The sequence below is a fragment of the Roseomonas elaeocarpi genome, from assembly GCF_042433915.1.
GTDB lineage: Bacteria > Pseudomonadota > Alphaproteobacteria > Acetobacterales > Acetobacteraceae > Roseomonas > Roseomonas elaeocarpi.
Genome location: NZ_JBHLUN010000005.1, coordinates 214,417 through 228,219 on the forward strand (window position 1 = coordinate 214,417; position 13,803 = coordinate 228,219).

14 protein-coding genes are annotated in these 13,803 nt (G+C 66.8%); 1 reads left to right on the top strand and 13 read right to left on the bottom strand.

The annotated features are described in order from the left end of the window. The first annotated feature begins 98 nt into the window (after positions 1-98). Entirely contained in the window at positions 99-2,342 is a 2,244-nt protein-coding gene (locus tag ACFFGY_RS06525) for a tetratricopeptide repeat protein (RefSeq protein ID WP_377043630.1), read from the top strand. Between the two features lie 142 nt (positions 2,343-2,484). Here the strand turns inward: ACFFGY_RS06525 and ACFFGY_RS06530 are convergent, their stop codons facing one another. From ACFFGY_RS06530 to ACFFGY_RS06590, 13 genes are all read right to left on the bottom strand, one after another. Continuing rightward, entirely contained in the window at positions 2,485-2,937 is a 453-nt protein-coding gene (locus tag ACFFGY_RS06530; RefSeq protein WP_377043631.1) for a hypothetical protein, read from the bottom strand. A gap of 40 nt (positions 2,938-2,977) precedes the next feature. Continuing rightward, positions 2,978-3,466 (bottom strand): hypothetical protein, encoded by a 489-nt coding sequence (locus ACFFGY_RS06535; protein ID WP_377043632.1) that lies wholly within the window; start codon positions 3,464-3,466, stop codon positions 2,978-2,980. Positions 3,467-3,480: 14 nt separating this feature from the next. Further along, positions 3,481-4,314 (bottom strand): hypothetical protein, encoded by an 834-nt coding sequence (locus tag ACFFGY_RS06540; protein ID WP_377043633.1) that lies wholly within the window; start codon positions 4,312-4,314, stop codon positions 3,481-3,483. A gap of 16 nt (positions 4,315-4,330) precedes the next feature. After that, the gene (locus tag ACFFGY_RS06545; RefSeq protein WP_377043634.1) at positions 4,331-7,684 is read right to left on the bottom strand and encodes a hypothetical protein; all 3,354 of its coding nucleotides are present in this window, start codon (positions 7,682-7,684) and stop codon (positions 4,331-4,333) included. Beyond that, positions 7,681-8,550, bottom strand: coding sequence for a hypothetical protein (locus tag ACFFGY_RS06550; RefSeq protein ID WP_377043635.1), 870 nt, complete (start codon positions 8,548-8,550; stop codon positions 7,681-7,683). The genes ACFFGY_RS06545 and ACFFGY_RS06550 overlap by 4 nt, the downstream gene beginning before the upstream one ends. Before the next feature lie 18 nt (positions 8,551-8,568). Further along, on the bottom strand, positions 8,569-8,916 hold the full coding sequence (locus ACFFGY_RS06555) for a hypothetical protein (protein WP_377043636.1): 348 nt from the start codon (positions 8,914-8,916) through the stop codon (positions 8,569-8,571). A gap of 71 nt (positions 8,917-8,987) precedes the next feature. After that, positions 8,988-9,428, bottom strand: a complete 441-nt coding sequence (locus tag ACFFGY_RS06560) for a hypothetical protein (RefSeq protein WP_377043637.1) — start codon at positions 9,426-9,428, stop codon at positions 8,988-8,990. Positions 9,429-9,430: 2 nt separating this feature from the next. Next, positions 9,431-9,982, bottom strand: coding sequence for a gp53-like domain-containing protein (locus ACFFGY_RS06565; RefSeq protein ID WP_377043638.1), 552 nt, complete (start codon positions 9,980-9,982; stop codon positions 9,431-9,433). A gap of 6 nt (positions 9,983-9,988) precedes the next feature. Next, a complete protein-coding gene (locus ACFFGY_RS06570) occupies positions 9,989-10,588 on the bottom strand; it encodes a YmfQ family protein (RefSeq protein WP_377043639.1) in 600 nt (199 codons plus the stop codon). A 2-nt stretch (positions 10,589-10,590) separates the two neighbouring features. Further along, entirely contained in the window at positions 10,591-11,709 is a 1,119-nt protein-coding gene (locus ACFFGY_RS06575) for a baseplate J/gp47 family protein (RefSeq protein WP_377043640.1), read from the bottom strand. A 3-nt stretch (positions 11,710-11,712) separates the two neighbouring features. Further along, positions 11,713-12,162 (bottom strand): phage GP46 family protein, encoded by a 450-nt coding sequence (locus ACFFGY_RS06580; RefSeq protein WP_377043641.1) that lies wholly within the window; start codon positions 12,160-12,162, stop codon positions 11,713-11,715. After that, positions 12,159-12,656, bottom strand: a complete 498-nt coding sequence (locus ACFFGY_RS06585) for a phage baseplate assembly protein domain-containing protein (protein WP_377043642.1) — start codon at positions 12,654-12,656, stop codon at positions 12,159-12,161. The genes ACFFGY_RS06580 and ACFFGY_RS06585 overlap by 4 nt, the downstream gene beginning before the upstream one ends. A gap of 1 nt (position 12,657) precedes the next feature. Continuing rightward, positions 12,658-13,803 (bottom strand): phage baseplate assembly protein, encoded by a 1,146-nt coding sequence (locus ACFFGY_RS06590; protein WP_377043643.1) that lies wholly within the window; start codon positions 13,801-13,803, stop codon positions 12,658-12,660.

Sequence of the window (13,803 nt, forward strand, 5' to 3'; positions counted from 1 at the left end):
GGCACCAACATCGCTTGGTGCCTCACACCTCCAAAGAACATGGCGCGGGTTTCCGAGCCGCTCGGGTGGTTTATCCCGTCTCTCGCAGAGTGCGATGAATGCTGAAGCAGCAGAACGAGGTCGGACCTTCTCGCGACCATGAAAACACTCGGCGCTCAGAAGTGGATTGGGCGCAATCCATCAAGCAGAGCTTGTCGGAAAATCGCTTCGATGTGGCTCAGCAGGTAATCACCGAGGCAACGTCCCAGTACCCTCAATCCCTGTCGCTCGCTATTCTTCGCGCCCAAGCCACCAACATGCGCCATCCATCGAGCGAGGAGCGCCTACTCAACTGGGAGAGCGCAGTTGCGTTGGCGCCCACACATGAAGGGGCCCTTCTCGGCAGATGCTTGGCTCTGGTCCACCTTGAAAAACTAGAAGAGGCTGAGCAAGAGTTTCATCGAATTCTCGATTTGTACCCTGACAGTGACATAGCGGCAAACCACTACGCTCATTTCTTGGAACGCTATCTTCGTGTGGAAGAGGCTATAGCATTCGCGAGGAAGTTCCTTGAAAATTCGCGGTCCGCTGAGCGACTTGTCATTTTCGTTGTTCGTGTTCTCTCTAGCTTCCACCGGTATAGGGAGATTCGCGACATTCTTGCACTCCCGGCCTGCATTGGATTTTCGAAGCTCAAGCAGGCGCAGGTTAGAAACGACCAGCTCACGGCTGACTGGACCGCAGCGGAAGTCCGGTGGGTGGCTGCGTCTGCATCGCAGCACGGTGAAGGTGCTGACGGTTCACCTGCGGGCAAGGTAAAGTTCGTGTATAACCTTTTCCATGCCAGAGAATACATGGCAGCGCACTACGGCGCCCTGGCATTGGTGGGCGAATATCCTGAAGATCATGACGTTCTGCGGGCCAGTGTTGAGGCATTCAGTCGCCCCAGCGGTGACTATCGCTTGGCCATGCATTATTTCGCGGATCGCGTGTTGATCCAGCATCCCAAGGATGCGGTTGCGCAGCTCGCGACATTGAAGTTCCTCTCTCGCCCCACCCAGCATCGGTATCTCGAGCAGCGCATTCGCGAGTTGCTCGAGAGAGATCCTGGCTCTGCTTTGGCGATGGCAGCCCTGATCTGCATCTTGGAACTCACGGAGCGCTCTCCCGAGGCCCGAGCCTTGGTTCAGCGCATAGCATGTGGCGAGTTCTCGAGCCTTCCCGATGACTTCGTCGCGTTCTGTAAGGTTCGGCATGCCCGTATGGCCCAAGGGCTGGGCTCCGGCGAGATGCAGGCCCTGACTGCCGAATTTCCCGCAGTAGCCGACCTGCTCGATACCTCAGAGCTCCCGCTGGCTGCTCCTCGGATCGTAGATTACCCGAAACAACCACGTGTCGCTGTTTGCATCTCCGGGCAGCTGCGTGGGTACCAGGAGGCTTGGCCACACCTGAAGCGGAATGTCATCGATCCCCTCGGTGCGGACGTCTTCGTCAGCACTTGGAACATGGTTGGTGCAACAAGCCTTGGTGCTTATGACCTGGTTGACAGAGTTCTGCCGCGGTCGTTCCTCGATGGACTGCCAAAGAGCCTCGCGCATCTACCAGAATTCAGAAGCAAGTTTCCGGAAACTGCTCGCCTTATCACTGAGGATACAGAGGTGTCGGCCGCTGGTTTGGCCGCCGAATTGGGCGCGAAAGCCTGCGATGTAGAAGACGCGGGCGGCTTTGTTGAAAAGATGCAGCACCTCAAGGTATCCGGATCTCGCATCAATCCTTGCCGCATGGTGTACAAGGTGTGGCGCTGCAATAATCTAGCGCAGCAGCATTCCAAAGATGAGGGGGTGCCATATGACTTGGTCTTCCGCGTTCGCCCCGATCTTCTAATCGATGGGATCGACCTTGCGGATGTTCTTCATGGAACTAAAGATAGAAGCAAGATTGCATTCTCTTTCTTCAAATCTCTCTTGTTCGATGATCAATTCGCCGCCGGCTCGCCTGAGGCCATGAACCAATATGCTGGAATTTGGCCGGCAATCGAAAAGGCGGGCACGAACGAGTACCTGCCTTGGCTTCGGGGGTCTTGGAGCGAATTGTTGCTCCGGAACCACTTGCTGGCCGCGGGCATGTCATTCCACGAACTGTCGTTCTATCGCTCGAGGCTGTGCCAGAGAAAGCCGAAGTGGGACGGCTTGGCGCGGGCGGCAATTGCCGACACCGCAAACCTTGGCGCTGACCGACAGATGGGGGTGTCTGCAGTTAAGTCTTACCTGAACAGCATGGCTGCGGAATTGAGCTTTTCAGAGCTTCCTACGCACCGGCAATTGTTAGCTGAGATCAGCTCCTTGGCGGGGAGCACGGGCTGATCAGGCGGATGTAGCGAACTGCTCGCCAGCACCACCCCTCACTATGACGGATGCTCACCTAAACTGTCATGCAAATCTGCGTCTGCAATGAGCAGCAGCAGCTCTTCCAAAAGGCGTCGAGATCTGAATTCCCTTCTGCCACTTACCGGCTAAGTGGCGGTAGGGCGGACCAGTAACCTCTTCGCGCCATTTCTAACTCCCGCGAGTCGGGAGTTTCTTCTGCCATCTCATGGACAAAGCCGCCGATATCGACAGCCGTATCGATGAGGTCATACTTCTTTGCAACAAAGCTTAGCGCAGCTCGCATCACATCGTCATGATCCCAGTGCGACGGAACCTGCTCGGCCCAAGCTAGACCGCTCAGAAGGCCGATGTTCTTGCCGATGAAGGTCGGCAGTTCATCGGCACGAGGATTGATGCGCTCTTGCGGCCCATGGATGGCGGCCTTGCGGCAGACCGTCTCGGCACCGGCTTGCCCCATCCACGGTTCGTACAGACGGTCTGGAATCAAGCTACCCAGAACTCTTCGAGGATCGCGGCCGCCAGTCTCCCGCAGGAAGGCTACAGCATGGTCGAAGATTTCCTGCGGGGTCATGACCGCGAGATAACGACCCCACACGCCGTTCGAAAGACATTCAACCAGATGTTGATGCGGTGCTTGAGACGCCGAGCGACGTTTCCACGTCCGGCGTTTCGGCCGCATCGCTGGCCTGCCCCCGCAGCTCGGCCACCTGCGCCTGCAGCTGCTCGATTTGCGCCTTGGCCGCTTCGAAGGACGTGCTGGCCTGGCTTAGCGCCTCGGTGAGCGAGCCGACCATGGCAGCCTGGGCATCCCGCTCGCCGGTGATTGCCTCGACCTGCGCCTGCAGCGCGGCCACTTGGTCGTTCAGCACCTGCACCTGCTGCAGGGCATCAGCGCCGGCCTTGTCCATCAGCGGCGCCAGGGCGTCGAGGTCGACGTGCATCGGATCGCCGACGCGGGGCGGGCGCGGATCGTCGTCGCCGGCGGCCACGGGGTACACGCGGCGGGTAGCGTAGGAGGCGCCCTCCAGCTGGCCTGTGAGGCTCCAGCGGAGCAGCAGTTCGTAGGGGTGGTCGACGTAGGCCGGGGCGGTTTCGCTCATCGAGGTTCTCCTGGTTACGAGACGATGGTGCCGTCAGTGAAGCGCCAGTTGGTGCCGTCACTGGTGGCAAGGCGGTTGCTGCGATCGGAGATGCGCAGGGTGTGGCTGGCGAAGGCCGCGACGTCGGGCAGGGTCGCGAAGGTGTAGGCGCGCAGCATCACCGGATTGGCGAACTCCCAGCCCGCCGTGCCCTGGTTGGTGAACTTGCCGCCCACGTTGGTGTCGGCGCCGCCCGACCCAATGGTGGGCTTCGCGCCGGTGATGGCCTGCCCGATCAGCAGGCTGTTCACACCCGAGGCCGTGGCGGTGATGAACAGCCCCCGTGCGCCGCCGGGGCGGATGTCGACCGCGCCCGTGCCCTTCGAGGCGAGCGCCAGGCCGATGTTGGTATCCGTGCCCACGGGCGTGATGCTGACGCCCGCTCCGGCCACCCCGCCATAGAGCTCGATGCCATTCACCGCACCGGCGGGGATGCGGGCGCGGTGGATGCCGCCCGTGAAGTTGCTCTGCAGTGCCGTCCAGTTGGCGATCACCGCCGTGGCAGCCGCGAGGGCCGTCACGTCGGCCTTGCTGGTGTCGCGCGGGTGGCTGTGATCGGCGCGCGAGAACGCAGCCAGGGTGCCTGCCGCGCCGGCATCGCTAGGCGCGGAGGGAACAGCGTCGGAGGCTGCCGGCACGGCGATGCCACCGGTGACCGATGCCACGATGGCCGCGACGAGCGCCGCCTTGGTGAAGCGGCGTATCTTCAGCTTGTTGCTGTCCGCTGCGTCCTTCCAGGTGATGATGAAGGTGTCGTCGTCGGCCATCGCCGAAACGATGTCCTTCGCGGAAAGGTAGACGTCCGCCATGGCGGGGCTCCTTGGGTCAGGTCGTGAAGCGGTCGGCCGAGGCGAAGTCCATCGCCGCGACCTGGATGCCGGTGAGGCTGGCGCCGTTGGGGAAGGCCACAGCCGGGCGGCCAAGCGGCAGCAGCTCGTTGGCCGGTGTGTCGGGAACGGCGAGCTGGACCACGGTCGAGATCAGCATCTCGCGCTGAGCGAGACCGGAGGCGCCCTTGAACAGCAGCAGGTAGCGCGAGCCACTGCGGTAGCCCTCGACCGTCACCGCCTCGGTGGCGCCGAACAGCATCGCCTTCACCGTGTCGGGGCCGGAGGTGTAGCCCACCACCGTCGAGCCGAAGGTAAGCGTCAGCTTGTTGGTCGAGCGGACGTAGCGCACCTGCAGGGTCGGCACGCCGCCCTCGCTGAAATCGAGCGAGATGTCACCCGTGCCGGTGGCCGGCAGCGCGAAGCTCTGGCTGTCGAAATCGGCCGCGACGCCGTTGCTGGCAGCGAGGGCGCTCCAGGCGCGGCACAGCGACACCCAGTCGGGGTGGAACTCCTGGCTCAGGTAGTTATCCGGCCCGACCGACAGCCGCATCGGCGGTCCCATCGTCCCCGCCTGGCGGCTGAGATAGGTGTAGCCAACGGGGTTGCCGCGGTCGTTGATCCAGGTGTGGTAGCAGAGCCGCTCATCCCGGTCGTACCAGAGCTTGGCCGCGTAGCTCTGCCCGCGGTCGATCGACTGGTTGCTCTGCTCAGCGAAGGCACCCGTCGACCAATCGTAGTCGCCCACCAGCGAGAACGAGTTATACTTCGAGTACAGGAACACCATCTTGCCGCTGAGCGGCTCGATGCCGAAGTCACTGCACTCCAGCATGTCGCCCTTGGCGAGGTTCGCCGGCAGGTGCTTGCCCACCTGCAGCAGCACCGGGCGGCCGACGTAGCCCAGCTGCAGCCGATCGGTGAAGCGGAACATCTCGATGCTCGGCCCGTCCGAGGCGTTGCGCACACCTTGGCAGAGCTGCCGCTCCCCCTGGTGGTCGCGGATGGCCGGATCGCGACTCTCCGTGCCGGCGTGGCCGCTCAGCTGCTGCAGCGAGGCCGAGGCCGGCACCGCGGGCGGCACGCCGGCCGCCAGCATGCCGACGTTGTCGTGTACCCAGCTGTCGCCACCGTCGTAGCTGGTGGCGCTCATGCACCAGCCCTGGCCGGTCCAGTAGATTCGGACCGCGCCATCCTCTTCCCAGTCCGGGCTGTTAGGGCCGTTGATGATGGCCGAGCCGGAGGAGCTGTCGTTGTTGTCCCGCACGCCCCAGCCGGGGCGGATGGCGATCCCGCGGTAACGCAGCCGCACGCAGTCCGGTCCCGTCATGCGCGCGATCATCACGCCGTTGTCCGGGATGTCCGTTCCGGCGCCGTTCTTCGAGATGGCGTGATGGACCTGGAAGCCGAAGGTGTAGGTCACCGTGCCGTCGCCGTTGGGCTTCACGAACGGGATGTTCAGGTCGTTCAGCGAAAACCCGCCCAGCGGCGAGAGCAGGTGCGGCGAGCGGTTGGGGTCGTCCTGCAGCCGCACGCCGCCGCCCAGGCCCGACACGCCTGCGCGCGGCGTCACGTCGTCGGGGTCTGGCAGCGCGGTGCCGGAAACACTGAGGCGGCGCAGGTCAGCCGCCTTCATGGCGCGCGAGTAGTAGCGCGCCTGGACGATGCTGCCCTGGAAGCCCGGCAGGGTCAGGGTGCAGGCGCCCGCCAGACCCGCCGGCAGCACCATCTCGCGCCACTCCACCGGCAGCCCCTCGGAGGCGCAGGCGAGCCAGCCATCCTCCCAGCTCAGGATCACGCGGCCGACCAGGCCCTTGGGCAGGTCGTTGAGGATACTCGTGCGGACCTGCTCCACGCCGCCCGTGACGACGCGGGCGCAGGGTGCCCAGCTCTCCTGGGCGAGCAGGACCTCCAGCGCGCTGCCCTCGGTACCCATCGGGGTGACGCGCAGCACCGGCAGGTCGTCGGCCGGGCGCTCGGGCTGGATGATGTCGAGCACCACGGTGCCCTGCCGCCCCTGCACCAGCACCTGGTCCAGCTCGTCCGCCGGGCGGGTGCCGTCGGGCGCGAAGGTGCCCAGGTGCCGACCCTCGCGCATCTGCCACTCGCCGGCGATGAACAGGCTGGCCTTGCCCGAGGTACCGGCCGGCAATTCGGTTCTGAGACAGGCGTCGAGCGTGGTGCTGTTGGCCGAGGCGATCTTCTTGCGGCAGCGGTAGAGCTTGGTCTGGCTTACCGGCTTGACCTTGAGGTCGTTGCTGGTCCCGGTCTGGACCGTGGCCTCGTTGTAGGCGAGCGCGATGTCGCCACTCTCGCTAACGAAGATGTAGGAGACCACGCCCTCGGGCAGCGTGCCGTCGAAGAGCGCCACCGGCACGCCCACCGTCCACAGCTTGTTCTTGACCAGGGCGGCCTTCAGCACGCTGGTGGGTGCCGGGTACAGGTCGAGCCTCTGCACCGTGGCGCCGGCCGCGGTGTTGTCCCACTCGATGTCCATCACCACGCCGGTGTGGCCGTCGTACTGGATGCCCGGGCGGAAGGTGGGCGAGGAGACGACGCTGGGCTTGGTCAGGCGGAAACCCGAGGTGCCGACGCCGGTGGTGACGAAGCCCGACATGGTCGGGTTCGGCATCAGGTTGGCGGTGTTGGCGGTCTCCAGCAGCAGGTTGCCCGCGCGGTCGTAGCGCGGGGTGTCGGAGGCCACGATGACGCGCCCCGCGTCGCTCCAGCTGTAGGCACGGGCGGCCCGCCTGACCTGAGCGGTGTCGAGGACCGCCCGGGTGCTGGCGATCAGGTAGGAGATGAAGCTGTCCACCGGCTCGGTGCCACCGCCACCGGCCTGCAGTTCCGCCACCTGCTGCTGCAGCGTGGCGATCAGCGCCGTCATGGTGCTGACCTGGGCGGCCAGCGCCTGGAAGGCGATCAGCGACACGTCGCTGGCCACCGCCTCGTCCAGGAGGCGGGCGCCGTCCTCGTCCAGCAGGGTGCGTGAGAGTTCGTCCAGTAGTGCCGCCGGGGCACCGGCCGCGATCAGATCGTTGAGCTGCTGCTGCAGCGGCGTCACCGCGGCGCTGACGCCCGAGGACACGGCCGCGGCCACCTCGGAGGGAGTGGTGTTCTGCGCATCCTCCCAGGTCGTGAGGTCGGCCGCGAGACGGTAGGAACGGCGCTCCGCCCGCACGAAGACCTGCATGCCGTCGCTGCGGCGGGCCGACGGAATGGCATCGCGGTCGGCTACTGCAGCAACAGCTCGGTAGCCGCCCTTGCCGTACTGCTCGTCGTGCGTCGGGAAGGTATCGGCGCTGTCGAAGGGCGAGAGCGGCGCCGCGACATTGGTGCCCGAGAGTGCCGTCATGCCCAGACCACCTTGATGGCCGACCCGTTCTGGATCGTGTTGAAGCGGAGCACGCGGTACGTGCTGGTGGCGCCCGAGGCGTTGGTGAACGCCTGGTCAGTGACGCTGAAGTCGCTGAAGCCGAGACCGCCCACGGTCACGGCCGCCGGTGTGCCGAAGCTCGCGGGGTAGGCGTAGAAGGGGTACTTCCCGCCTGTCGCGTCGTAGGTGACGGAGCGCGAGCCCAGGCCGGTGGCGAAGGCGGAGTTGCCGAGCGCCAGGATATCGGCGGAGGTGAGCGTCGCCTTGGCGGAGGTGCCCCAGTAGGCCTTGTCCTGGAAGGCGAGGCTTGCCGTGGCCGTGTCGGTGGCCTTGCCGTCGGTGATGGTGGCGGTCCAGCTCGCCGCGGCCGTGAAGGGCCCGTTCACCGTCACCGAGGTCTGCCCAGCCGGGATTGTGGCGGTGCTGGCGCCGGTGATCGCCACCGGCAAGTCGGTGCGGTTACGGGCAACCGTCAGGACCACGGAAGCGACGGAGGCGCCCTTCTCCACGACGGACGGGGACGCGCTGAAGCCGGTGATGTCAGGGGCGACGTAGCTGAGGGCGGCGACTGCCGCCTCCAGCGCCGTTACGCGGTCCACCGTGCCGCCGATCACTGCCTGTGCAGCCTCAGCCGCCGCGGCAGCACCCTGTGCCTTGATGGCGCCGAAGGAGATGACCACGCCGCCGCGGGCACCCTCGACACCATCAACGCCGATTAGCACCGCGTCTTCCGTGGGCTCGTCAGCGACGGGCAGGCGGTCGATGCGCTGCACGTTGTAGAGGCCGCCCTGAGGCGTGCCGAGCAGCGCCCCGTCGGTGCCGCTCAGGTAGGTGGGAACAAGCATGCGGCCTCCGTTCGGGGGTCAGCAGACGATTTCGAAGACGAGGGGATCGGCCGAGGCTTGGCGGGGACCGGTGCAGCCGCCGAAGACGCGCCAGGTGCAGGGGGTGTCGCCCGCGATGTCGAAGACCCAGGCGCCATCGCCGTCGGGGTCCATGTCCTCGACGCCAAGCGTCCGCTGCGGGCCCTGGGCATTGGTCACCAGGGCCCAGATTCCTTGCGGGGCGGGGTAGGGGGCGCCGGTCTCGCGGTCGGTGAAAACGAGCCGGGCCCGCACCCCGTCGCCCACCATGAAGCGCAGGTACATCGTCAGTTCCGCGCCCACGATGGTCAGCTCGGCGCGGATCGCCGGCGTCAGCGCACCGCTCATGCTTCTCTCCACGGCCGATCGCCGCGGCACGGGGCGTGCGCGGGCGGGCCGGTCAGGGGGTGGTGGAGTGGTTAGGCCAGGACGGCCTTAGCTCGGGCCTCGGTGATGAGCCCGGCTACAAGCAGCGTGTGCACACCCGCCAGCAGGTCTGGGTCATCGAGATCGACGGCGCCGGCCGCCGCGAGATCATCCAGGAACACCTGCAGGGTGGCATCGCCTGCCTCCAAGCCCTTCGAGGCGGCGAGGGTGATGGCGCTCTTTTCTTCTGCGGTGAACCGATTGCGGAACTCGCGCGGCGTGATGGTGCGGGTGGTGATGACCGCTGGGGCCGGCGCCGCACACCCCACCAGCGCGCCATCCTTCCAGCAGCGCGTGTCCGAGTTCGTCAGCCACTCGGCGTAAGCGTCCTCGCTGATCTCCACCGCGCCTTCGGGGATCACCGGGTTTACGTCGTCCGCGTAGAACCCAACCACTCGGCCGTCGGCGTCGACCGTGGCGTATCGCTGCGTCATGGTCAGTACCCCACGATAAAGCCGGAGAAGGCGATCGCCGCGCCGCTGGGTGCCCCGAGGTGCAGCAACTGGTGGTAGCTGAGGTTGGGCGCCAAGGCTTGCACGCGCCCCACGTCGGTCCCGGTGCTCTCGTTCGTGGCCGTATACGAGTACCCCAGGACTGCAGTCGGGAACGTCACTGGATAGGCCCAGGTGTTCGACGCGGCGCCGGAGCTGTCGGCCGTGGCCGTCTTGTTCCTGACCCACTGGAGGATCAGCCCGCCAGGCAGGCGAATGTAGCCGGGGTTGGTCAGGGCGCGGCCGGTAGAGGCCATGCCGGGGAACAACCCATAGAGCGCCGCAAGAAGCTGCGCCCGGTTGGTTTTCGACGGCGTAATTGCTCCGGCGACTAGAACCGCCAGGAGTTCTTCCTGAACGGAATTCAGCCAGTCGGGGTCAATCACGGTCGCCTGCACGCCGGACACAGGGTCGCCCTTGGTCCAGTACCCAGCCGTGCCGGCAGCCGCTGGAGCCGGGAGCGACGTCGCCGCCCCCGCACTGTCAATGCGATGCATGGGTGATCAGTCTCCGTAGGCGATCTGCAGGACGGTGTGCGCCGGGCGGATGCGGGACATGGTGCAGACCAGGGCAGCGTTGCCCCAAGCCGCGAGGGCGTCGCCGGCAGCGGCGCGACCGGCCCGCGCGTAAGTGACGGTCTGGGCCGGCGCGGTGATGCGCCAGGCGTGTCCCCAAGCTTCCCCGTTGAGCCGGTCGCCCACCCGGCTGAGGCCGGCGCGGGCAACCTTGAACTCGGTGATGGTGACCGCGTAGCCGAGGGCGGCTGCCTGGGCGATGAAGTAGGCCCGGCTCTGACCGCCGGTGGCGGTGAGGCGAGCCACCACTCGCGCGACCCGCTGCTGAGTGGAGGGGGTGTCGCCGATGCAGGAATCCGGCAGCCCCAGGCTGCTCTCCCACTCGGGGAGGAGCTCGTAGGTGGTCGAGGGGAAGGCATCGACCAGCAGGTTGTTGTCGCGCGTCAGCAGCCGCGCGTAGGTCGGCATCAGCGTGCCGAGTGCCCGGGTCTGGCCGGCGGTCGGATCCCGTGGCCACACGGCGCCGCGCGGCAGGAGCTTCTGAAAGATCGTGAGGAGGTGGCTCGCCGAGAGGCGTAGAACGCCCATGGTCAGGTCGTCGCCGTGAGGGTGCCCAGCACCGGCAGCGAACCGGTCGGCAGGGTCACGGGCGCCGCCGGCGCCACGACAGTGAACCGCTTCATGCCCGCCACCGAGCGGACCGCCGCATCCCAGTCGGAGGGATAGAGCGTGGCGCCCCGAGGGTCGCCGAGCCGCCGGAACATGTCCTCAAGGGCCGTGGTGATGTCGGCCTGTGTGGTGCTGGTGAAGGGGCTGACGTCGTCGATGACGAAGTTGACCGCCTGAGCGTTCGGCGCGACCACGTAGACCAGCGCCGTGACGGGGCGCAGCGGGCTGATGTGGTTCGCCACCACCAGCTGGTCACCGGTGGCGGTCACGCCGCGCGGCTCGTCGCTCGCTACGCCGTTCGTACCCTGCGGGAAGCCGTCGTGCGCCGCCTGCGTCTCGTCCAGCATGACGTAGACCACCACCGTGCCCGCGCCGTAGCCGTTCGGCGCCGCCCAGGCGCGTGTGACGCCGGCGACCTCTTCCGCCCACTGCACGTAGTCGGATGTGGCGCCGCCCTGGGGCGGATTCGCGTACTCGGCAAGGTAGCGCGCCTTGTAGTCGTCGAGATGCTCCTGATCCGCGCCACCGACGATTTCCGCGACCGACGTGGCGGCCGAGTTCACGCCGGTGAGGGCGCCCGAGAGGTACAGCTTGCTTCCGGCGTCCGCGTTGCCGGCGGAGCCGGCGGCCACGGCCGTGAAGGCGACGGTGGCGGTGCCGGCGGCGCCCAGCGTGACGGCTGAGGTGGTGGCGTAGAGCGTCTCATCCGCCCGGGTCAGCACCGTGCCGGAAGGGATGACCGTGCCTGCAACCCCGGAGAAGACGGCGGTGCCGGATGCCTTCGTGGCGTCCTTGCGGGTGACGCCCTTCAGCGCGCCCCAGCCAGCAGCGAACTCGTCCGTCGCGGACCAGGGCACGGCCTGCCGGGCAACCCAGTCCTGGTAGTCGTAGTGCAGGTAGGCGAACCCAGCCTGGACCAGCGCCATCACGCGCAGCACGGATCGGCGCAGCAGCCCGTCCACTCCGGAGAGGTCGGCGCTGTTGATGTCCTGCAGGGCCTGCTGGCGCAACTGCAGCAGGGTCGGGCGTGCGTAGGGCATGACTTAGATCCCGCTCCAGGCCCAGGAGAAGTTGAAGGTGCTCAGCTTGCCGTCCGGCTCGCTGATCGTGATGCCGAGGCCAATCGTGGTGCGGTTCAGCCAAGCGGCCGTGACGTCGACCTTGGCCGCGACGCCATCCTCCACCAGCCAGGCCAGCGCCTCCGAACAACTGTCGCGCACCTGCCGCAGCAGCGCCGTGCCGTCGGCCTTCTTGGCCCGCTCGTACTGCCAGAGGCGGGAGCCGATCTGGTCTGCCTCGTAGGTGTCGCCCCACCATCCGCGCCGGTCGCTGGTGCCGTCGGTCGGTACGAAGTCCTCGGCGGCGCGGCGGTCGGTGAAGAGGCTGACCAGCACGGCCGACCGCAAACCGCTGTCCACGGCGAGGTCGCCGGCTTCGAAGGACCAGTCGCCCTGGCCGGTCGCGGTGTCCCAGGCGATCGCAATGTCCGTCACGGGCCACCTCCGCGCAGCGCGCCCGTGAGGTGCGCCGCTGTCATCTTCTGCGCCGGCGGTGAGCCGTTACCCGGGTGCGTGTGGCTGTTGAACAGCTCGAGGAACACCTCGGTGACCAGCTTCCGCAGGGTCTCTCCGCTGGCGGAAACCTGAATCGTGCCGTCGCCTGGCAGGAACACGCGCGATCCGACGATGTCGTAGAGCAGCGACTGTCCTGGCTTGAGGCCGCGTGGCCGGGACGCCTGGTGCACGGCCGCAAGCACGACGCTGGTGCTGGTGTCGCCGCCCATGGAAAGGCGCACCGTGACGGAGTTCACCGGGGCGCAGGAGGAGAAGCCGAAGTGGTGCACCACCGGCACCCGGTCGACCGTCTGCAGGTCGTTGATCTTGACCTGGGCGGTCTGCACCACGTCGCTGTCGTCGGGCGGGGTGGAGAGCCAACCCAGGCCCAGCGCCTGCCGCAGCCGGGTCATGACGCCAGCGGCACCCGCCATCTCAGATGCCTCCCAGCAATCCACCCGGGCCCGGCGTTGCCGAAGCCGCGCCCTGCCTGTCCAGCGCCTTGAACACCTGCCAGTCGACGCCCTGCAGGGTGCTCGGCTGGATCTGGAAGGCTTCGGGCGGCATCAGGGTCAGGTCGGCGTGCGTGCCGTCCTCGCCGCGGCGGTAGGTCACCTCGGCGATGACCCAGCGCATGTTCGGCAGCTTCAGGTGCGGCGCCACGATCGGCGCCAAGGTGTTCGGCTCCCACAGCCGGCCGGCGCTGTCGCGCCAGCTGTCGCATGTGAGGGTGATGCTCTGCGACCGGCCATTGCGCCGGTTCATCTCCCACTCGGCCCGGTCCTGGCCGATGTCGCGGCCGTCGACGATCTGCTCCGAGACGATCACCCGCGGGCGGAACCGCGGCACCGTGCTGTCAGCGGCGTGGCCGTGGGTGTTGCCGTTGGTGCCGGTCGTGGCGTCGCGCACCTGGCGCAGGCTGTCGGTCGAGGTCCAGACCACGTCGTAGCTGGAGAAGCGACCATCCATCGCGAAGCTGGAGGCTGCCTCCTCGATGTTCACGCCCTCGGTGAAGCCGCTCGCCATGCTCTCCTGACCCACCTGGGCCAGAATCAGGTTGCCGTCGGCGGCCTCGTAGGCCAGCAGCTTCCGGTACCGGCTCACCCGGTCGATGATCTCGAAGGGCGTCTCGCCCAGGTTCAGGTTGAACTGCGGGATGGTGGAGCCCGCCTCGTCGTGCAGCCGGGAGACGGTGATGCCGAAGGGATCGGCCAGATCCTGCGCGATCTTGAGGGCTGTGCCGGCGCTGATCTGCGCCGAGAAGCTGCCGTCCTTGCGGATGCCGGCGGAGCAGTCGACCAAGTCCTGGCACTTTCCCCGACCCTGGATCCGCACGTCGTGCCTCTCGGGAGCCATGCCCGGGCTGTACCGGTCGATGTAGCCGGTCACCACCGTGTCGGCGCCGATCCGCAGGGAGCACGACTGCCCGGGCGTGGCAGGGATCTGGCTGGCCTGACCCGGATAGAGCTCCGTCAGCACGATGTCGAAGTCGGAGGGCATGCGCTCGATGCCGCGGGTGACCCGGATCTGCTGCCAGCCGCCAAAGGCTTGGCCAGCCACCACGAGGGTCACGTCATCCAT

Excerpts from the sequence above, each read along its gene's own strand:
- ACFFGY_RS06525 (WP_377043630.1), top strand. The coding sequence starts at position 99 with ATGCTGAAGCAGCAGAACGAGGTCGGACCTTCTCGCGACCATGAAAAC.
- ACFFGY_RS06530 (WP_377043631.1), bottom strand. The coding sequence starts at position 2,937 with ATGACCCCGCAGGAAATCTTCGACCATGCTGTAGCCTTCCTGCGGGAG.
- ACFFGY_RS06535 (WP_377043632.1), bottom strand. The coding sequence starts at position 3,466 with ATGAGCGAAACCGCCCCGGCCTACGTCGACCACCCCTACGAACTGCTG.
- ACFFGY_RS06540 (WP_377043633.1), bottom strand. The coding sequence starts at position 4,314 with ATGGCGGACGTCTACCTTTCCGCGAAGGACATCGTTTCGGCGATGGCC.
- ACFFGY_RS06545 (WP_377043634.1), bottom strand. The coding sequence starts at position 7,684 with ATGACGGCACTCTCGGGCACCAATGTCGCGGCGCCGCTCTCGCCCTTC.
- ACFFGY_RS06550 (WP_377043635.1), bottom strand. The coding sequence starts at position 8,550 with ATGCTTGTTCCCACCTACCTGAGCGGCACCGACGGGGCGCTGCTCGGC.
- ACFFGY_RS06555 (WP_377043636.1), bottom strand. The coding sequence starts at position 8,916 with ATGAGCGGTGCGCTGACGCCGGCGATCCGCGCCGAGCTGACCATCGTG.
- ACFFGY_RS06560 (WP_377043637.1), bottom strand. The coding sequence starts at position 9,428 with ATGACGCAGCGATACGCCACGGTCGACGCCGACGGCCGAGTGGTTGGG.
- ACFFGY_RS06565 (WP_377043638.1), bottom strand. The coding sequence starts at position 9,982 with ATGCATCGCATTGACAGTGCGGGGGCGGCGACGTCGCTCCCGGCTCCA.
- ACFFGY_RS06570 (WP_377043639.1), bottom strand. The coding sequence starts at position 10,588 with ATGGGCGTTCTACGCCTCTCGGCGAGCCACCTCCTCACGATCTTTCAG.
- ACFFGY_RS06575 (WP_377043640.1), bottom strand. The coding sequence starts at position 11,709 with ATGCCCTACGCACGCCCGACCCTGCTGCAGTTGCGCCAGCAGGCCCTG.
- ACFFGY_RS06585 (WP_377043642.1), bottom strand. The coding sequence starts at position 12,656 with ATGGCGGGTGCCGCTGGCGTCATGACCCGGCTGCGGCAGGCGCTGGGC.
- ACFFGY_RS06590 (WP_377043643.1), bottom strand. The coding sequence starts at position 13,803 with ATGGATGACGTGACCCTCGTGGTGGCTGGCCAAGCCTTTGGCGGCTGG.